Source organism: Elusimicrobiota bacterium (assembly GCA_016721625.1).
Lineage (GTDB): Bacteria > Elusimicrobiota > Elusimicrobia > FEN-1173 > FEN-1173 > JADKHR01.
The window spans coordinates 2,301,443-2,320,328 of record JADKHR010000001.1 but is presented as its reverse complement, the minus strand read 5'-3'; the positions used below and the strand labels follow the sequence as shown (position 1 = coordinate 2,320,328).

Here is an 18,886-nt window from a genome sequence, read left to right as displayed (position 1 = left end):
GCGTTGATCGCGGGAGAAACGAACGTTCCCAAAAAGGAGGCCGCCATGAGTGAAAAGGAAATGCCGAAAACCGAAGCGGAATGGAAAAAAATGCTCACCCCGGCCCAATTCTGCATCATGCGCCAGAAGGGGACGGAAGCCCCCTTCCACAACGACTACTGGAACCACCACGAACCGGGCGTTTACCGTTGCGCCGGGTGCGGGGAGGAACTGTTCCGGTCCGACGAAAAATTTGATTCCGGCACGGGGTGGCCCAGTTTTTGGAAACCCGCCAAAACCGATCGGGTGGTCGAAACCAGCGACACCGACCACGGCATGACCCGCACGGAAGTTTTGTGCAAGCGATGCGGCGCCCACTTGGGCCACGTCTTCACCGACGGCCCCAAACCCACGGGGCTCCGCTATTGCATCAACTCCGCCGCCCTTCAATTCGTGAAAGACGAGAAGAAAAAATGAGCGTTCCCCGCCCCGATCCGAACGATTACTTCATGGGCATCGCCATGGCCGTCCGACGCCGGGCCAACTGCCGGGGAAGCCGCGTGGGGGCCATCGTCGTCGTGGACCGCCGGATCGTCTCCACGGGATACAACGGCACCCCCGAGGGGATGACCAACTGCCTGGACGGCGGGTGCGACCGGTGCGCCAACCGGTCCTCCTACCCGTCGGGGACAGGGTATGATCTTTGCATCTGCGTCCACGCCGAACAGAATGCCGTTCTGGCGGCCGCCCGTTTCGGCATTTCCGTCGCCAACGGCACCGTGTATACCACAACCCAACCGTGTTTCGGTTGCGTCAAGGAAATGCTCCAGGCCAAAATCCGGAAAGTCTATTTTCTTCACCCCTGGGTCCATCCCGATCCGGCCGTGGCAGACGAGTATAAAAAGATCGTCGCGCGCATTCCCGAGGGACTGGACCATTTGGACGTGCCTGACCCCGACGCGGCTTGGGCCCGCAACAAAGCCCCCTCCCACTGAATGACCCCCGACGTTCGTCGGGCCGCTCTCCGGCCCGCGCTCTTTTTTTTGTTCGCCGCCGCGGTCCTTTTCGGGGCCGAAGCGCCGGCCCCGGTGGGGGTGTTCCTTTTGGGGGATCGGAGCCTCCCCGCCGCTTCCGCCCTGCGGGATTACTCGGCGGGCGGGATTCCGGACACGGAGATCATTTTTGACGAGGCGGGGCGGCCTTTCCTTTCGCCCACCCATTTCATCGTGGTAATCCGGGCCGATGCCCGCGTGGGAGAGGTCAACGACGCCCTCCGCGCCTCGGGCGCCCGGATCACCGGCATGACGAAAAAGGGCCAAACCTTGGAAATCCGCATCCCGGACCCGAAACGGACCCGCGGTCTTTCCGAGGCCCAAGCCCTGGTGGCGGCCCTCCGACGCCGAGCTCCTTTTGAGGACGTTCTCCCCCTCTCTTTTACCGAAACCGCCACAGATTCATTGACCCCTCCGACGGGAAAGTGGTAGATTAGTCGCCTGGCCCTGGAGGGGCCGCTTATGTCTTATCTCGTTCTCGCCCGCAAATATCGGCCCCAGGGTTTCGACGACCTGGTGGGCCAAGAACACGTGACCCAAACGCTGACCAACGCCTTGGCGGCCCGGCGGATCGCCCACGCCTACGTTCTCTCCGGCCCCCGCGGGTGCGGCAAGACCACCACCGCGCGCATCCTGGCCAAGGCCCTGAACTGCGTGAAGGGTCCGACCCCGACCCCCTGTGGCGAATGCCCCCAATGCGTCGAGATCACGGCCGGGAGTTCCACGGACGACGTGTTGGAAATCGACGGCGCCTCCAACCGCGGCATCGACCAAATCCGGGAACTGCGCGAAACGGTCAAGTACGCTCCCGCCCGCTCCCGCTACCGAGTGATCATCATCGATGAGGCGCACCAGATTTCCAAGGACGGATTCAACGCGCTCTTAAAAACGCTGGAGGAGCCCCCTCCCCACGTAGTTTTCATCATGGCCACGACGGAATCACAAAAAATCCCGGAGACCATCCTTTCCCGCTGTCAACGCTTCCAACTCCGATCCATCACCCTGGGCGACATTTTCAGCCGATTGAAAAAAATCATCGACGCCGAATCCCTCCCGGTGGACAAGGCCGCCCTGCGCGAGGTGGGGCGCGCGGCCCACGGGTCGCTCCGGGACGCCCTCTCGCTTCTGGACCAGGTGATCGCCTTCGCGCCCGGGGGAGCCACCGTGGAGGATGTGCGGAACCTCTTGGGGCTTCTGCCCGGTGAATTCATCCGAAGTTTTGCCGAGACCATCCGGAGCGGAGACCCCGCCGCCGTGCTTCAGGCCGTTCAAAAAGCCTTGGACGACGGCTTGGACCTTTCCCAATTGGCCGAAGATCTCTTGGAACGAAGACACCGCCTTCTCCTTTGGAAAGCCGGCGTGCGGGACCCCCGCGCCCCGGACGCCGCCGAACTGGAGAGCGAAGCCGGCGCGCTCGGCGAAGAACGGCTGGAACGGGACCTGGGGATCCTCTCCCGGGCCGTGGCCGACATGCGGCGAAGCGAATCCCCCCGGATCACCTTCGAGCTGGCCTGCCTGGAAATCGCCCAGGACGCCGTGTCCGTCAACGAGCTCGTGGAACGATTGGAAACTTTAGAGAAAAATCTGCGCTCCGGGATGCCGCCCCCGTCCATTTCAGCACCGGCACCCCGCCCTCCCATGCCGGAGAGAACCGTGGCCCCGCCCGCCGTGGGCCAAACCCCGGGAACGGGACGTCCTTCGGAACCGCCCCGACCGCCGGAGCCGGTGTCCGCCCCGACAGCCCCGGTGGCCTCCGGCCCTTGGGGTCCGGACATGGTCCGTTCTGCCTGGACCGCCATGGTTCAGGAAGTGGGGAAAAAGAAACCCTCGCTGGAAACCTTCCTGCACGCCGCGCGATGGTCGGCTCTTCCTGGAAACGTCTTGAAACTCGCTTTCGACCAGGAGTTCCAGAAATTCCAAGTGGCTTCCCAAGAGGCCCTTTGGATGGAAATTTTGCGGCGCCACATCCCCCTTCCCTTCAGCCTTCAAATGGCGCTGGAAGCGCCGCCGGCCGTTGCCGCGACGGCGCCCGCGGCCCCCCGGGCCCCAGCCCCGGAACCGGAACCCGCGGACGAAGAAGCCGTTGTGGAAAATGCGGAAGACGAAGAACCCAGCGCCTCCCCGCCCTCCCTGGAAGCCGAGGAGGAGGACCCCAAAACCATCGCCGCACTGGACCCGGGCCTCCGAAAGGTGTTGAACAAATTCCCTGGACGGATCCGCCGCGTGGAGGAATCGTAATGGCCGGAGCCTGGGACAATCTCGTCTCTTCGATTTTGGGCCTGCCCGGCGTCGGACCGAAAATGGCGGAACGGATCGCGCTCCACCTTTTGCGGCGGCGGGAAAGCGCTGATTTCCTGCAAACCAGCCTGACCGAGGCGCGGGCCCGCATGCGCCGATGCCCCACGTGCGGAGATTACGTGGAGGTCCTGGGAAATCCCGAACCCTGCGGCCGGTGCCAAGACCCCCGTCGGGACGCCCAACAGATTTGTGTGGTGGAAGAATCCGGCGACCTGGCGGCGCTGGAACGGTCCCGGGCCTTTCGCGGCGGCTACCATGTTTTGGGCGGCGTCCTTTCCGCCCTGGACGGCGTGGGGCCCGAAGAATTAAGGATTGAATCGCTCCTGGACCGAGTCCGCGCCGACAAGACCGAGGAAGTCATCCTCGCCACCAACCCCACCGTCGAGGGAGAAACGACCGCGGCCTATTTGGCGGACCTTTTAAAAACGGCCGGGGTGCGGATCACCCGTTTGGCCGCTGGACTCCCTTCCGGGAGCGTCATCCAATACGCCGATGAACACACCCTCGCCCAGGCCCTCTCCGGCCGTCGGGCGATGAACTGAGGTTTTTATGAGCAAAGGCAAAATTGTTATCGCCGACGACGAACCGGACATCACGTTCGTTCTCAAGCGCATGCTCGAGATGGAGGGGTACACCGTGTGGGCCGCCAACGACGGCCAAGCGGCCTTGGACCTCTACCGCCGCGAGAAACCGGACCTGGTGATCTTGGACCTCTTCATGCCGATCAAAGACGGCGTGGCCGTTTGCGCGGAGATCCGCCGGGAGGATGAGAGCGTCTTGATCCTCATGCTCACCGGGCAGAAAAAAGACACCGACAAGGTCACGGGACTCACCGCGGGAGCCGACGATTACCTGACCAAACCCTTCGGGGAGAAAGAGCTTCTGGCCCGCGTCCGCTCCCTCTTCCGCCGCCCCAACCGCTGACCGCCGTGGGGAAACCCAAGATCCTGGTGGTTGAAGACGACCGGGCGATCGCCAAGATCCTTCTGTACAACCTGGAAAAAGAGGGATACGCGCCGCTCCTGGCCGAAGACGGAGAGACGGCGGTGGCACTTTTCCGTCGAGAGAAACCCCGTTTGATCCTCCTGGACTTGATGGTCCCCAAGGTCGACGGCCTCGAGGTCTGCCGACTGGTGCGCGGGGTGGACCGCGGTGTTCCCATTCTGATGCTCACGGCGAAAAGCGGCGAGGTGGACAAAATCGTCGGTTTGGAAATGGGCGCCGACGATTACGTCACGAAACCTTTTTCCGTCCGCGAAGTGATGACGCGGATAAAAGGACTCCTCCGCCGAACGGGCCCCGCCGACGCGATGCCGGCCGGGATCCTGGAGGCCGGGGCTTTGGAGCTCGACCCGGAGGCCTACGAAGTCCGGGTGAACAAAAAACGCGTCTCTCTCACGGGAAAAGAATTCGAACTGCTAAAAACCCTTTGGACGGCCCGGGGCAAGGTCCTCTCCCGCGAAGACGTGTTGGAGCGCGTATGGGGCGTCGATCGAGCGGCCGATCTCGAAACCCGAACCATCGATCAGCACGTGGCCCGACTCCGGTCGAAACTCGGACCCGAGAAAAATCGGGTGGTGACGATCAAAAACGTCGGCTACCGTTTTCGCGCGGACTAGAGCCTCTTGTCACTTTTTTTCCGCAAACCCTCAGCTCCACCGCCGGTTCTCCCCCCCACACCGGCTCCCGCGTTGGAATTCCTTAAACCCCTGGTGGATTCGCTGTCGGAAGGCGTTTTGGCCGTGGACCGGGCACGGCGCGTCGTTTTGGCCAATCCGGCGCTTTCGGGACTCTTGAACCGTCCTCCGCTCGACGCCATCGGGAAACCTCTTTGGGAAGTCTTGCGCCATCGCGAACTGGGGGAATTGGTGGACGGCGCCATGGCCGGCGGACCGGGCGGGACTCGAGAGTTGGGGTTCGGAACAGGCCCGGAACGGACCTTTCTTGTTCGGGCATCGCCGCTTCGCTCCGAAGGAAAAACCGACGGGGCGGTGTTGACGTTCTCCGACATCAGCCATCTGCGCCGCCTGGAGAACCTGAGAAAAGAGTTCGTGGCCAACGTATCCCACGAGCTCAAAACCCCGCTCACGGCACTCCGCGCCGCCCTGGAGACCCTGCTGGACGGCGCGCTCGAAGACCCCGCCCATGCGCGGGAATTTCTGGAAACGGCCCAAGAGCAAGCGGAACGACTCCAACGTCTCATCGAGGACCTATTGGCTCTCTCGCTCCTGGAGCGGCCCGGCGTCGCCCCCCAGAGAGCGGCCTGCTCCCTCCACACGATCGTCGCCCGGGTCCTCAAGACCCTGGAACCCCTGGCCCGAAAAGAAAACGTTTCCCTTTCCGCCGATCTTCCGCCGTCCCCCTTGGACATCGACGTCGACGCCGACGAACTGATGCAAATCCTGATGAATTTGGTCGACAACGGAATCAAATTCAATCGCCCGGGCGGGCGGGTGACCCTGCGGGCGACGCGCGAAGAAGGGAACGCCCGGATCGAGGTGGAGGACTCGGGAACGGGGATCTCGCCCGAAGACCAACCCCGGGTGTTCGAACGCTTTTTCCGCGCCGACAAGGCCCGCACCTCCCAAAAAGGCGGAACGGGGCTCGGCCTGGCCATCGTGAAACATATCGTTGAAAACCGGGGAGCCTCCGTGACGGTCGCCAGCGTGCCGGGACAGGGGAGTGTCTTCACGGTCCGGCTTCCGATGCCCCGTCCTTGACGGAATCGCTTTTCCCTGGTATACGAGTGGGGGGGCGCGGCCAAGCCCCCAAACGACAACCCTTTTAATGACGCACACGAAACCCTCCTCCGCCGACCCTTTCCGCCAGCGCGCCATTGGCTGGATGGCTTTCCAGATCTCCCGCCATTCGGGGAGGCTGATCTTCCTCACCGCGCTGTTCGCCCTAACCTTCCTGGCGTTTCTGCCGAACACAAAGTCAAAGAACGACGTGGACGACTTCATTCTCGATTCGGACCCCGCGGTCGCCTTTTACAAGAACCATAAGAAAGCCTTCCCAAAAAACGAATTCGTCGTCATCGCCTATCGAGCCGAAGACCTGTTTACCCCCCGCCGTCTTCAGGACTTGAAGGAAATCACGGACTCCCTGCTGAACCTCGATGATGTCAAAGACGTCACCAGCCTCGCCAACGCCACGGACCTGCGGGGAACGGAGGACGCCTTCCAGGCCGAGCCCTTCCTGCAAACGATCCCTTCCGACCCCAAAACCCTGGAAACGCTTCGCGCCCGGGCCCTGGCGAACCCCCTCTATCGGAAAAGTCTCATCTCCAAGGACGGGCAGACGACGGCCATCATCGTCTACGTTCGCGCTCATTACGCGGGAGACGGGGAGGAAGCCACCCCCAGCTCCACGGCGCGAAAACGGTTGATGGAGGAGATGGATAAAGTTTTGGATCCTTACCGGAAATCGGGTTACCGGTTTTCCCTGGCGGGGTGGCCTTCCACCAATTATTTCCTATCCCAATACATGATGGTCGACATGAAAACCTTCATGCCTCTCAGCGTGGGCATGACCCTCTTGACCGTTTTTTTTCTTTTCCGAAACAGCCGCCTCCTGCTCTTGGCTGGGGTCGGGATCCTCCTGACTCTTTTGGCGACGCTCGGTTTGGCCGGGATGACCGGGGTTCCGATCAACAACGCGTCCGTGGCCGTCATTCCGCTGGTGGTCTCCTTGGCGCTTTCGGACCTGGTGCACCTTTTTTCCCATTTGGACCGATCCCTTTTGAAAGAAACGCCGGACGCGCCCGGTGCCCTGGGACGGGTGCTGGAAAATGTTTTGTTCCCCTGCCTTTTGACCAGCGTGAACACCGCCGTGGGCTTTTTCTCTTTCACCTTCAACAGCATCCCGGCCATTCGGAGTTTCGGGTGGCTGGCTTCGGCGGGAATGATTTTTGAATTCATCTTCACCTTCGGGCTGGTGGCACCCCTTCTGGTCTACCTCCGTCCCGAAAGCGTCTATCGGGACCCCGACGTACATTCCAAGCGGGAAATCCCTCGGCTCATCCGCTGGATCCACCGGACGGTGACGAAACGCCCGACCTGGGCCGTTTCCCTTTGCCTCCTGACGTTGCTCTGGGGGGGATGGCAGATGAGGAAGGTTCGGGTCGAAACGAACCTGGTGGAGTTCTTCCGCTCGTCCTCTCCCGTGCGCCAGGACATTGATTTCGTTCGGAAAAATTTGGCCGGGACGGAACCCATCGACGTTTCTTTTCAGGCGGGCCAACGGGACGCCTTCAAAGAACCGACCCGCCTGGCGGTCATCGAAGAGGTCGAAAAGGAGATCCGCGCGCTTCCACGAATCGACACGGTGATCGGGATCAACGAATTTTTTAAGGAAATGAACAAAGCCTTTCACGCCGAAGACCCTGCCCACTACCGGCTTCCGGAACGGCGGCGGCTCCTGGAGCAATACCTGCTTCTCTATGGAGCGGACGATTTGGAGGACTACGTGACTCCGGCGTATGATCGCACCCGGTTGGTGATCCGCGCCCACTGCCCGGGGTCCCAAGACGCCGAGAATTTGATCGGGCAAATCCAGCGGATCCTCGACGCCCACCCCATGGACGGGGTCACCGCCCGGATCACGGGCCTCATCGATCTTACGGTTAAAACCATGCGGGTCATGGTGAACGACCAGGTGTCCAACATCAGCCAAACGGTGGTCGTTATTTTTCTCCTGATGGCCCTGGTCCTGCGGTCCTGGGGGTTGGCCCTGCTCTTTTTACTGCCGAACCTCTTTCCCATTGCCGTCAATTTCGGGATCATGGGCGCCTCGGGCATTCCCCTGGACACGGGCACGTCCTTGATCGCGGCCTCCGCCTTCGGGATTATCGTTGACGACACCGTGCATTTCTTCGTGGCCTTCAAAGACGCGAGACGGCGCGGGATGACCGTGAGGAAAGCCTTGGAAGAAGTCTCTTACGAAAAGGGAGAAACGTCCTTCTCCTCTTTCTTCATCATCGGGATCGCCTTCAGTGTTCTCATGCTGTCCCATTTCCGTCCGATATTCTTTTTCGGAGCGCTGAACGTCCTCATCCTGATCATCGGCATGGCGGGAGACCAGGTCTTTTTGAAATCCATCCTGGCCCTTTGGGCCCGTTGGGAAGAGAGACCCCGAAGGACCTGATTTTGTTGGGCTTCTAGAGAAGGGCTGTGATGTGGCGTTACCCATTCATGGGGTTTGCCTCGGGATAGAAGAAGGGCGCCCGATAAATCGGGCAACGACCCTTAAATCCCCTTATCCCAATCGCCTTGGGGTCAGGCGGGAACGGAGGAGGGTTTTTTGACGGGAACGGAAGCGCCGGATTTGTAGAGTTCTTGGAGGGACCGGACTTCCCAGCGGCGTTCCCGGGACTCTTGGAGCCCTTCCACCACGGCGCGGGCCGAGGCGTAAGTGGTGACGATGGGGACGTTGGAGAGGAGCGCCGTCCGCCGAATGTGGAACCCGTCGGAACGGGAGCGGTGGCCCTCGGGAGTGTTCACCACCAGAACCACCTCCCGGTTTTTGATGACGTCCAAAACGTTGGGCCGCCCTTCGGCGATTTTCTTGACCGACTCCATTTCCAGGCCGTTCTCTTTTAGGTATTCGTAAGTACCCTGGGTTCCCATCAAACCGTAACCCATCTTCTGGAAAGCGCTGACGATCGGGAGCGCCTGGGCCCGGTCCCGTTCCCGCAGGCTGAACAAGATGGTCCCTTTTTTCGGCAGGGCGCCGCCCGCCGCCGCCTGGGATTTTCCGAAAGCGGTCCCAAAATCCACGTCGATCCCCATGACCTCGCCGGTGGAGCGCATCTCGGGCCCCAAGACCACGTCCACTTCCGGAAAGCGCAACCAGGGGAAAACCACCTCTTTGACCGAGAACCAAGGCTTCTTTTGATCGATGACTTTTTTCCAGGGGGCCAAAACATCCTTCAAAGGTTTCCCCACCATCACCATGGCGGCCAATTTGGCGATGGGCACGCCCGTGGCTTTGGAGACGAAGGGAACCGTGCGGCTGGCCCGGGGATTGGCTTCCAGCACGTAAACGGTTCCGTTCTGGACGGCGAATTGAATGTTGATCAACCCCTTCACCTTGAGCGCCAGCGCCATTTGGGTCGTGTAGCGGGAGAGCGCTTCCAACACCTTCGGTTCGAGGCTATAGGGCGGAAGGACACAGGCCGAATCGCCGGAGTGGATGCCGGCCTCCTCGATGTGTTCCATGATGCCGGCGATGTAGACCTCTTTCCCATCGCACACCGCGTCCACGTCCACTTCCTTGGCATCCTCCAGAAATCGGTCCAACAGAATGGGGAGGCCGGCGCCGCCTTCCAAGGTCCGCTTCATGTAGACGGCCAATTGGGCGTCGTCAAAAACCACTTCCATGGCCCGCCCGCCCAAGACATAAGAGGGACGAACCATGACGGGGTAACCCACCCGACGGGCGGCCTCTTCCGCCTCCTTCAGGTTGCGGGCGGTGCCGTGGGCAGGGTGCGGGATCTTCAACTTTTTTAAAAGGTCGCCGAAGCGTTGCCGGTCCTCGGCCATGTCGATGGAATCCGCCGAGGTGCCCAAAATTTTCACGCCCGCCTTGAGGAGCGGTTTCGCCAGGTTGAGCGGTGTCTGGCCGCCGAACTGGGGGATCACGCCTTTGGCTTTGGTGCGCTCCACCACGTTCACCACGTCTTCCAAGGTCAGCGGCTCAAAGAAAAGCTGGTCGGAGGTGTCGTAATCGGTGGAAACGGTTTCCGGGTTGCAGTTCACCATGATGGCTTCGCCGCCGCATTCCCGGATGGCCATGGCCGCGTGCACGCAACAATAATCGAATTCGATGCCCTGCCCGATCCGGTTGGGACCGCCGCCCAGAACGATCACGCGGTCTTTCTTGGAAAGCGGGAGAGATTCGTCCTCTTCTTCGTACGTGGAATAGAAATAAGGGGTCTCCGCCGGAAACTCTGCCGCGCAGGTGTCCACCTTCTTAAACGTCACGGGCACGTTCTTTTTCCGCATCTTGGCGACGGCGGCGGAGGTGAGCCCCGTGAGATACGAGATCTGTTTGTCGGAAAAACCGTCGCGCTTGGCCCGGCGGAGCAGGTCGATGGAGAGACTTTTTCCCGCCGCACGGATTTCTTTTTCCAGCTCCCAAATCATGGAGATCTGGTGTACGAACCAAGGATCGATGGCCGACAACCCGCAAATATCCTGAACGGACAGGCCCAACTGCAAAGCGTATTTGATATTGAAGATCCGGTCGCAGTTCGGCACCCGGAGCTTGTGTTCCACTTCCTCCAGGAGCTTCACTCGTTCGGGGTTTTCCCCGCCCGCCGCTAGGCGTTGAACGGCCTCATCCACCTTGGGGACGATGGATTTCCCGTCCGCGCCGAGTCCCGCGCGGCCGATTTCGAGCCCGCGAAGGGCCTTTTGGAGGGATTCCCGGAACGTGCTTCCGATGGCCATGACCTCGCCCACGGATTTCATGCTGGTGTTCAAAGTCTGGTCCGCTTCGGTGAACTTCTCGAAGGCGAAACGGGGGATTTTGGTGACCACGTAGTCGATCACCGGTTCAAAACAGGCGGGGGTTTTTTTCGTGATGTCGTTGGGGATCTCGTCCAACCGGTACCCGACCGCCAGGAGCGCCGCCATTTTCGCGATGGGAAACCCCGTGGCTTTGGAGGCCAAAGCGGAGGAACGGGAAACCCGGGGGTTCATTTCGATGATCACCGTGCGGCCCGACTTGGGATCCACCGCGAACTGAACGTTGGACCCTCCCGTCTCGACGCCGATGGCGCGGATGCAAGCGAAGGACTGGTCCCGCAGGATTTGATAGTCCGGGTCCGAGAGGGTCTGCGCGGGGGCCACGGTGATGGAGTCTCCGGTGTGGACCCCCATGGGGTCCAGGTTTTCGATGGAACAGATCACCACGCACTGGTCGGCTTTGTCCCGCATGACTTCCAGCTCGAATTCTTTCCAGCCGATAACGCTTTGCTCCAGCAAAATTTCGTGGATGGGGCTGGCGTCCAGACCGCGGCGGGCGGCGGCCAGAAAATCTTCCCGGGTGTAGACGATGGCGGAACCGATGCCGCCCAAGGTAAACGACGCGCGGATGATCAAGGGAAACCCGATATCGGCGGCGATTCGCTCCGCCTGGTCCAGGTTTCGCGCCACCCCGCTTTTCGGAACATCCAGGCCGATGCCCATCATGGTTTTCTTGAACAATTCCCGGTCTTCGGCCCGTTTGATCGCCTCCACTTTGGCGCCGATCAGCTCGACCCCGTAACGGGCCAGGCTTCCCCTCTCGTGGAGCTCCACGGCGAGATTCAGGGCGGTTTGGCCTCCCAAGGTGGGTAAAATGACCTGGGGCTTTTCCTTTTCAATGATGCGCTCCACCATGGACGGGATCAAGGGCTCGATGTAGGTGGCGTGGGCGAATTCCGGATCCGTCATGATGGTGGCGGGGTTGGAATTGATGAGAACCACGCGGTAACCCTCTTTCTTCAGGGCTTTCACCGCCTGGGCTCCGGAATAGTCAAATTCACAGGCTTGCCCGATCACGATGGGGCCGGACCCCAGGATCAGGATGGTTTCAATGTCGGTTCGTTTCGGCATAGTTAGGATTTCCCCTTCCAAAAATAGGACACGGACAACCGGTGCCGGTCCGTTATTTCGTTCACCAGCTGGACGGCGTAATCCAGACGCCAAGATTGGATCCAGAACCCGACTCCGCCGGAAAGGCCCTCGCCTTCGGCGCCGACTTTCCCCCCGAGACGAAAAATAGCCTTGTGGGCGTAATCCCATTCGAATCCCAAATTCCCAGAGACGGCTCCCCAGCGGTCCGAAACGGCGTCCGCCCCGACCCAGATGGAAGAACCGGCCGAACTTTCTTCGGCGTACCAGGTTTTCGCCATGGGGACGGAGGCGTCTTCTCCTCCGGGAGAAAAGGTGTAGGACAGCCCCCCGATAAAACAACGGCAGGGGATCCCCGGTGGACCGATACGCGAGGTCGGCGCCGAGGTTCTGCACCGCGGCGCCCAGGCGCAGTCCCGGGAGCGGAAGATCCATGAGAACTCCCGCGTCCCCGGCCACGGCCGTGGCGCTGTAATCCTCAACCAGTTTCGATTGGAGACCCTTCACCGTCCCGCCCACCCGAAACCAGGGAGACAGAACGAGGCCCCCCGACAACGTTCCCACCAGGTCTTGCTGGGCCCGCGCCGTCGTCGGCGTGCCCACCGTTGGCACGAGATCGATGGTTCCAGCGTCTAAAAAGACCAAAGAAGCGCTCCAACCGGCCCGGGGTCCGCCTCGGCCAAAGGCCACCAGCCCGGTGCGGACATCCCCAGGGGCCGCTTCGAACTGCGTTTCAAATTGAGCGCCCTCCATGGCGGTTAGCACGGCGGGGTTGAAAGCAACACCGCTCAGATCCCCCGTCAAACTTGATCCCGCTTCACCCAGGGCCGCGGCCCGGGCGTCTATGGTTTCCAGGAGGGTGGTTCCCCCGGTGCGCGGATCCAGCGCCCAGGCGACGGAGAACGAGGAAAGCGCGAGGAGCGCCGCCCCGCCGATGAAACAACGGCGCTGAAAAAAGGTCATTTGACCACCGCGACTTTACCGGTGGCTTTAATTTGGTCGCCCGAGAAACGGGTCAGGTAAATGCCGCTCGCCACTACGTCCCCCGAATCGTCGCGACCGTCCCAGGTGACCGTATGAATTCCCCCCGTTTCGTCCTGGTCCACCAGGGTTTTCACGGGGTTTCCCCGCAAGCCGTACACTTTCAGCAGGGTCGCGCCGGGGAGAATAGAGTATCGAAAAGTAACGAATTCTCCCTGGGTCGGATCGATCAGGTTCCCGATGGCGGAAAAACTCACCTGCCCGCCCTGGAAATTCTGGTTCGGGGCGCCGGGGTCCCGCAGGACGATTTGACGCTTGGCCGGTTGGAAAGCGTAACCGGATTTGGAGGGAGTGACATCATAAGTCCCTTCAAAAGCTCGTTGAACGAATAGGCCCCGGCCGCGTCCGAAACCACCGAAGAAGACAGGACCGGCCCCGACAGGGAGAGGCTCGCCCCCGAAAGGGCGGCGGGGGTAAAATCAAACAGAGACCCGGTGATGGACAGATGGCGATCCGCCTCCGTGGCAAACCGCACGTCGGCGGAACCGACCTGGTAGTATCCGGTCACGATGTGCCCCAACGGGTTCAGCGCGACGCTCACGCCCACCCCCACCGGGTCGGTGGAAACCGCCAGGGTGGTCAGCCCGGGCGTCGCCGTCCCATCGAAGCGAAGGAGCCTCAAATCGGTCTTCCCCGGCGACGCAACGATGGCCGCATGGTTTTGGCTATCCACGGCGATGTCGGAAAATACCGGGGCCTGGGTCGAGACAAACAAATCCAAGGGGTTGGTGAAGGGGGTGCCGGACAGAGGGTCCCCCGTGCTGTTGAAGACCGCGTAATGGGTTATTTTTCCGCTGGGCGGGGTGGTACTGCTGGTGAAAACGGCGTGGGCGTTGCCCAAGGCATCGACCGCCAAGGCCACCCCGTCATCGATGGGGAGGTTCTCGTCCCCATAGAGGACGCTCCTGAACCCTGGCCCCTGGCGGTCGGCGATCCCCACGGTCCAGCCGGAGGTGGCGGTGGAGGACACGAAGAGGATGCGCGGCGCGTTCGCGGACGTCAGGGCCAGGTCCACCGGGCCGGCGAAGGAACTGGCTAAAACGGTGTAGGTGCTCCACGTTGTGGAATATTCCGCGTAAACCGTTGAACTGCTGGGGCTGTAGGTGTAGGCCACCCGGGGTTTGTTGTCCGTTCCCACCGCGATCGACACATAGGGCGGGGTCCCGACGAAATCCTCCACCGAGTCCGTCACCCAGTAGGCGCCGTTTAACCGGGCGTGCCGGACCCCGGAACTGGGGTTGATCTCGTAAAAAACCACGTGGGGAACCAGCCCGTTTTCGAGGGCCAGAGCGTTTTGGGGCGCGACCTGCACCCCCGTTTCCGAGACCGTCGACACCGCCCAGACGTTCGTCCCGTTCTGGAGGAAAGCGTAATTGAGGACCTGTAGCGCGGGATCGTAAAAGCACATGTGAATGTTGTTCCGCGCATCAATGGCGATGCCGGTTTGCATGGCGTTCGTGGTGGAGATCCCGACCACAGGCGACACCGAATCGGAGGTGACCGCGGCGCGGAGAGAGACCCCGGCGGCGAGGAGCGCCGCGATCCCAAAGATTTTTTTCAAGCGCCACCCACTTTCATCAAATCCAAGAACCGATCGAACAAATAATGCGCGTCGTGGGGGCCCGGGCAAGCCTCGGGATGGTACTGGACGGAAAATAGGGGCAAGTGTTTGTGCCGCAAGCCCTCCAGCGTTTGGTCGTTTAAATTGACGTGGGTGAGTTCCACGGGCTTTCCCGCCAAAGAATCGATGTCCACCGCGAACCCGTGGTTCTGGGTGGTCACTTCCACCTTGCCCGTGGTCAAATCCTTCACGGGATGGTTGGCCCCGCGGTGGCCGAATTTCAGCTTGTAGGTTTTGCCGCCCAGGGCCAGACCCAACAACTGGTGGCCCAGGCAAATGCCAAAGATAGGAATGGGCGTGGACGTGTTTTCGTTGTGGCTCACGAGACGCCGCAGGGTGTTGATGGCGTAGGTGACCGCCGCCGGGTCCCCCGGGCCGTTGGAAAGCATGATCCCGTCTGGTTTGAACGCCATCACTTCCTCGAAGGAAGTTTTGGCCGGGAACACCGTGACGTCGCATCCTCCGGCGGCCAGGGAGTTCATGATGTTGAATTTGGCGCCGAAATCCAGCAGGGCCACCCGTTTCCCCTCTCCCGCGCGGGAGAGCGGGTGCGCCGAGGGGACGGCGGAGAGTTGGGTTTTGTTCCAGGCATAGGGAGCGGCGCAGGTGACTTCTTTCACCAAATCCGAGCCCGCCATTTTGGCCTGGGCCTTCGCCCGGTCCACCAGCACTTTCGGCTTCACGTTCGCGCTGGAAATAATTCCCTGGCAAACCCCCACGTCCCGCAAATGGCGGACCAACGCCCGGGTGTCGATCCCCTCGATGCCGACGACGCCGTTTTCCTTCATATAGGTCCCGATCGTCGCCACGGGTTTCCAATGGCTGGCCACGGGACTGAACTCCCGGGCCACGTATCCCGCCACGTGGGGCTTTTTCGATTCGCTGAAATCCGGCGACGTGCCGTAATTGCCGATATGGGGATAGGTCATCACCACGATCTGGCGTTGGTAGGAGGGGTCGGTGAGGATCTCCTGATAGCCCGTGAGGGCGGTACAGAAAACCACTTCCCCCGCGGTCTCGCCGGGGGCGCCGAAAGCCCGCCCCTCAAAAACCCGGCCCGTTTCCAGCGCGAGGACCGCCTTCAAGACGCCCATCGGAATCTCTTGTCCATCACGATCGTTTCCTCCCGGCTCCGCCCCATGGAGATCAAGGTCATGGGAACACCCACTTCCCGCTCCAGGAATTTGACATACTCCCGCGCGGCTTTCGGAAGCTTTTGTATTCCGTGATGCCTTTCACGGGGCCCGAAAAACCCGGCAGGTCCTTATACACCGGCACGGCCTCGGCCTGGGCCCGTCGCGACGCAGGGAAATCCTTCACGATTTTTCCGTCCACCTTGTACGCCACGCACACCCGGATGGGGTCCACCCCTTCCAACACATCCAGTTTGGTTAAAGACAGGCGGGTCATCCCGTTGATCCGGACCGAGTGGCGGACCACCACGGCGTCGAACCAACCGCACCGGCGGGGTCGTCCCGTGGTGGCGCCGAACTCTTGGCCCCGCTCCCGCAAGGCGTTGCCGAAGGCATCCTTCAGTTCCGTCGGAAAAGGGCCGTCGCCCACGCGGGTGGTGTAGGCTTTGACCACCCCCAACACTTCGTCGATGGCGGCCGGACCCACGCCCGACCCCACGCAAGCCGCCCCCGCGATAGGGTTGGAAGACGTGACGAAGGGATAGGTGCCGAAGTCCACGTCCAACAACGTCCCCTGGGCTCCTTCGAACAACAGGTTTTTGCCCGCCGCCAACGCCGATTGAAGCAGGGCGGGGGTGTCGGCCATGAGCGGAGCGAAAAAACGGCGAAGGGCGTCGTAGTCTTTAAAGGTCTCCGCGCGCAATTTCCGAAGGGTGACGAGGCTGGTGAGGAGCGGGGCCTTGGCCTGGAGGTTCTGTTCCACCAACGCGCGGAACGCTCGGGGGTCCATGTAGTCCGCCAACCGGATGCCCACCCGGCCCACTTTGTCGGAGTAGGCGGGGCCGATGCCGCGCTTCGTGGTGCCGATTTTTCCCTGGCCGGACTCCCGGAGCGCGTCCAGGTAGCGGTGGTAGGGCAGGATCAAGTGGGCCCAGGCGCTGATGAACAACCGACCTTTCACCCGGATCTTCCGGGACTCCAGAAACCGCGCTTCCTCCCGCAGGGCCCAGGGGTCCATGACCACGCCGTTGGCGATCACGCACCGCTTGCCGGGCTGAAGAATGCCGGAGGGAATCTGGTGGAGAACGAAATGTTTTCCGTCGAAGACGACGGTGTGGCCGGCGTTGTTGCCGCCCTGATAACGGACGATGAGGTCCGCCTTTTTCCCCAAGAGATGGACGATTTTCCCTTTCCCCTCATCGCCCCATTGGGCCCCGACGACAATTAAAGTGGACATGGCCTTTTCCTTTTCACTCGTTTGGAGCCGTTCGAAGACGGATCCGATTTTTTTTGAACCCCGCGCCTCAACGACGACCCGGATCCGGAAAGACAGAAGAACCGCCTGTTAAGTATACCAAGGCATTGAACGGTCCGCAGGAGGGGGGGGAGCTCCGAAGCGCCCTTGCAAGCGCCGCCCTCCGCTGTCCAGAGGGCGCCGGGCCCGTTCAAATGACACGCTGGTATTCCTCCACTTTTTTCTTCCAGACCAGGACGCCGCAGAAACGGTCGCCTTCCGGGCAAAAGGGGCGGGTGGCGGAAACCGATCGGAGCTGGCAGGGAGGCCCGAGGTGGCGGGCCACCCGGGGGGCCACGGCCTGGACCTGGAGGACCTCTTCCTGGCTGGTCTTCCAGATTTCCTCCTGGGCCGTGTAGCAGAGGCGTTTGGTCCATTTATGGTGGAAGTTCATCAGGTCGCCAGATTCCTCGAAACGGATGCTGACGGCGTTCGGTAAAAGATAAAGCGCGAACTCTTCGGGCACCCCCAGGTTCATCAAGCGGGAAATCCGGGCCCAGAGGTCGGCCATGGTCGCGTCGTAAAATTCTTTCGCAGCCTGGCTTTGCCGGACGAGGACCGGCGTGATGTAGTCCGGCCGGTCTGAAACAAAGTGGCCGGAGAGGATCGGGCGGGACGCCGGGGTCATGCGATGGCGCTGGTCCTGGCTGTCCGCCGTGTGGGAAATCTTTTTGGCGAAAGTGAAATGCATGTGGTTCATGGCGCGGCAAAGCTTAGAGTGCGTGGCGAGGTTCAACGCTTCGCCCAGGAGACGGTTTCGGGCGGGGTTCAGCACCCGATCGATGGCGTCGTCGTCCGTCATGGCGGATTTAGGAACGCCCAAAACGGAACGGACCGCCTGGGCCAACACCTCTTCGCCGTGGACCTTATAATCCACCAGACAGGAACTCCGGCGGTTCAAGCGAGCGTCGAATTCTTCCAGGAAGGCGCGGGCCGGGCGGGCGGATTTTTCATGAAATTCCCGGTGGGCCCGATGTTCCGGCGTGTCTTCTAAGGGGAGAGGATCCTCCATCCGTTGAACGAAAAGCGGGTCCAGGGCGCCCACCGCCTCGATCATTTTTCCCACCACCAGGCGCTGTTCCCAGGGCGTGTCGTAACTGTTGGCCAGCCGGTGATAGCGATGGAGGGTCAACCCGCTCACGGTGTGGTAGAGGTGAGCGTGGGTGGCCACCGGGAGAACGTAGCGAGCCACCTCCTGGGATTTCCGCTGGACGAACTTGGCCCAGGGCTTTTGGTCCGGGTCCCTGAGAGGGAAAAGCTTCTTATACTCCGCCCGGACCGCGGGAGCCAGAAGATCGGTCAACCGGCGATAGGCCTCCATCAGGCCCCCCGCCGTTTCTTGGTACAGCGCCAGAGCGGGGCCCTGAAGCGGCGGCACCGTCAAGCGGTCCGGCCCCACGGTCACATACCGCTGGCTCACCTGCTCGCTGTTGTAAAAAGGATGGCTGTGAAGGAAAGACCAGATGAATTGGCGGGAAACGTTTTCCAAGACGAACTGAAAACTGGAATGTTGGAGCGTGGTGTGGTGGCCGGCCCGGTAAATGCTTTCGGCGATGGCGTCCCGCTGAATTCTCGATTTCTCGTCCCGATCCACATCCTCCGATAGGACCACAGAGGAAGAATAGCAGGTGCGCGCCGTCGCGACCGCGTTGTTGTAGGGATCTTTGAAGGCGTTGACGAGCCGAACTCGCGGTTCCGGGGAAATCATTCGCCTCCCTTTCGTTGGCGGGCCTGAGGAGGGCATGGCGGCTTCAGGAGCCGCTGTGAGGGTCCTCGATTCATGGGGCATGGCAGTTCTGGAGGTGGGCGGCTGAAAATGACCGGAAAGCCTTAGCCCGTGGAAGATTTTA

The 18,886-nt window shown here is 61.4% G+C and carries 14 protein-coding genes and 1 pseudogene; 9 read left to right on the top strand and 6 right to left on the bottom strand.

Going from position 1 to position 18,886, the window contains the following annotated elements; all coding sequences use genetic code 11:
* Nucleotides 1–45 precede the first annotated feature (45 nt).
* The 9 genes from msrB to IPP35_10005 all read left to right on the top strand — a co-directional run bounded on the left by msrB (nucleotide 46) and on the right by IPP35_10005 (nucleotide 8,474).
* A complete protein-coding gene (msrB, locus tag IPP35_10045) occupies nucleotides 46–456 on the top strand; it encodes a peptide-methionine (R)-S-oxide reductase MsrB (protein ID MBL0059431.1) in 411 nt (136 codons plus the stop codon).
* A gap of 32 nt (nucleotides 457–488) precedes the next feature.
* Complete coding sequence (locus tag IPP35_10040; protein ID MBL0059430.1) at nucleotides 489–974, top strand: dCMP deaminase family protein; 486 nt, start codon at nucleotides 489–491, stop codon at nucleotides 972–974.
* Nucleotides 975–1,463 (top strand): hypothetical protein, encoded by a 489-nt coding sequence (locus IPP35_10035; GenBank protein MBL0059429.1) that lies wholly within the window; start codon nucleotides 975–977, stop codon nucleotides 1,461–1,463.
* A gap of 30 nt (nucleotides 1,464–1,493) precedes the next feature.
* Complete coding sequence (gene dnaX, locus IPP35_10030; GenBank protein ID MBL0059428.1) at nucleotides 1,494–3,269, top strand: DNA polymerase III subunit gamma/tau; 1,776 nt, start codon at nucleotides 1,494–1,496, stop codon at nucleotides 3,267–3,269.
* Nucleotides 3,269–3,871, top strand: a complete 603-nt coding sequence (gene recR, locus IPP35_10025) for a recombination protein RecR (GenBank protein MBL0059427.1) — start codon at nucleotides 3,269–3,271, stop codon at nucleotides 3,869–3,871. Before dnaX ends, recR begins: the two co-directional genes overlap by 1 nt.
* Nucleotides 3,872–3,878: 7 nt before the next feature.
* A complete protein-coding gene (locus IPP35_10020) occupies nucleotides 3,879–4,253 on the top strand; it encodes a response regulator (GenBank protein ID MBL0059426.1) in 375 nt (124 codons plus the stop codon).
* Between the two features lie 5 nt (nucleotides 4,254–4,258).
* On the top strand, nucleotides 4,259–4,948 hold the full coding sequence (locus IPP35_10015) for a response regulator transcription factor (GenBank protein MBL0059425.1): 690 nt from the start codon (nucleotides 4,259–4,261) through the stop codon (nucleotides 4,946–4,948).
* A 72-nt stretch (nucleotides 4,949–5,020) separates the two neighbouring features.
* Entirely contained in the window at nucleotides 5,021–6,049 is a 1,029-nt protein-coding gene (locus IPP35_10010) for a PAS domain-containing protein (protein ID MBL0059424.1), read from the top strand.
* A 67-nt stretch (nucleotides 6,050–6,116) separates the two neighbouring features.
* Nucleotides 6,117–8,474 carry an MMPL family transporter gene (locus IPP35_10005; GenBank protein MBL0059423.1) on the top strand — a complete coding sequence of 786 codons (2,358 nt, stop codon included), beginning with the start codon at nucleotides 6,117–6,119 and terminating at the stop codon, nucleotides 8,472–8,474.
* A 131-nt stretch (nucleotides 8,475–8,605) separates the two neighbouring features.
* On the opposite strand, the gene carB is transcribed toward IPP35_10005, so the two are convergent.
* The 6 genes and pseudogenes from carB to IPP35_09975 form a co-directional block, all read right to left on the bottom strand.
* The gene (gene carB / locus IPP35_10000; protein ID MBL0059422.1) at nucleotides 8,606–11,929 is read right to left on the bottom strand and encodes a carbamoyl-phosphate synthase large subunit; all 3,324 of its coding nucleotides are present in this window, start codon (nucleotides 11,927–11,929) and stop codon (nucleotides 8,606–8,608) included.
* A gap of 977 nt (nucleotides 11,930–12,906) precedes the next feature.
* Nucleotides 12,907–13,185: a hypothetical protein gene (locus IPP35_09995; protein MBL0059421.1), complete on the bottom strand. Its 279-nt coding sequence runs from the start codon at nucleotides 13,183–13,185 to the stop codon at nucleotides 12,907–12,909.
* Nucleotides 13,182–14,549 (bottom strand): hypothetical protein, encoded by a 1,368-nt coding sequence (locus tag IPP35_09990; protein ID MBL0059420.1) that lies wholly within the window; start codon nucleotides 14,547–14,549, stop codon nucleotides 13,182–13,184. The genes IPP35_09995 and IPP35_09990 overlap by 4 nt, the downstream gene beginning before the upstream one ends.
* The gene (gene carA / locus IPP35_09985; protein MBL0059419.1) at nucleotides 14,546–15,694 is read right to left on the bottom strand and encodes a glutamine-hydrolyzing carbamoyl-phosphate synthase small subunit; all 1,149 of its coding nucleotides are present in this window, start codon (nucleotides 15,692–15,694) and stop codon (nucleotides 14,546–14,548) included. The genes IPP35_09990 and carA overlap by 4 nt, the downstream gene beginning before the upstream one ends.
* Nucleotides 15,691–16,979: pseudogene (locus IPP35_09980) on the bottom strand (adenylosuccinate synthase). The gene carA and the pseudogene IPP35_09980 overlap by 4 nt, the downstream one beginning before the upstream one ends.
* 208 nt (nucleotides 16,980–17,187) lie before the next feature.
* Nucleotides 17,188–18,744 (bottom strand): FAD-dependent thymidylate synthase, encoded by a 1,557-nt coding sequence (locus IPP35_09975; protein ID MBL0059418.1) that lies wholly within the window; start codon nucleotides 18,742–18,744, stop codon nucleotides 17,188–17,190.
* Nucleotides 18,745–18,886: the final 142 nt, after the last annotated feature.

Bases quoted from the DNA above. Each gene is read 5' to 3' on its own strand.
- IPP35_09975 (MBL0059418.1), bottom strand. From the start codon at position 18,744: ATGATTTCCCCGGAACCGCGAGTTCGGCTCGTCAACGCCTTCAAAGAT.
- msrB (MBL0059431.1), top strand. From the start codon at position 46: ATGAGTGAAAAGGAAATGCCGAAAACCGAAGCGGAATGGAAAAAAATG.
- dnaX (MBL0059428.1), top strand. From the start codon at position 1,494: ATGTCTTATCTCGTTCTCGCCCGCAAATATCGGCCCCAGGGTTTCGAC.
- carB (MBL0059422.1), bottom strand. From the start codon at position 11,929: ATGCCGAAACGAACCGACATTGAAACCATCCTGATCCTGGGGTCCGGC.
- IPP35_10020 (MBL0059426.1), top strand. From the start codon at position 3,879: ATGAGCAAAGGCAAAATTGTTATCGCCGACGACGAACCGGACATCACG.
- IPP35_10035 (MBL0059429.1), top strand. From the start codon at position 975: ATGACCCCCGACGTTCGTCGGGCCGCTCTCCGGCCCGCGCTCTTTTTT.
- recR (MBL0059427.1), top strand. From the start codon at position 3,269: ATGGCCGGAGCCTGGGACAATCTCGTCTCTTCGATTTTGGGCCTGCCC.
- IPP35_10040 (MBL0059430.1), top strand. From the start codon at position 489: ATGGGCATCGCCATGGCCGTCCGACGCCGGGCCAACTGCCGGGGAAGC.
- IPP35_10005 (MBL0059423.1), top strand. From the start codon at position 6,117: ATGACGCACACGAAACCCTCCTCCGCCGACCCTTTCCGCCAGCGCGCC.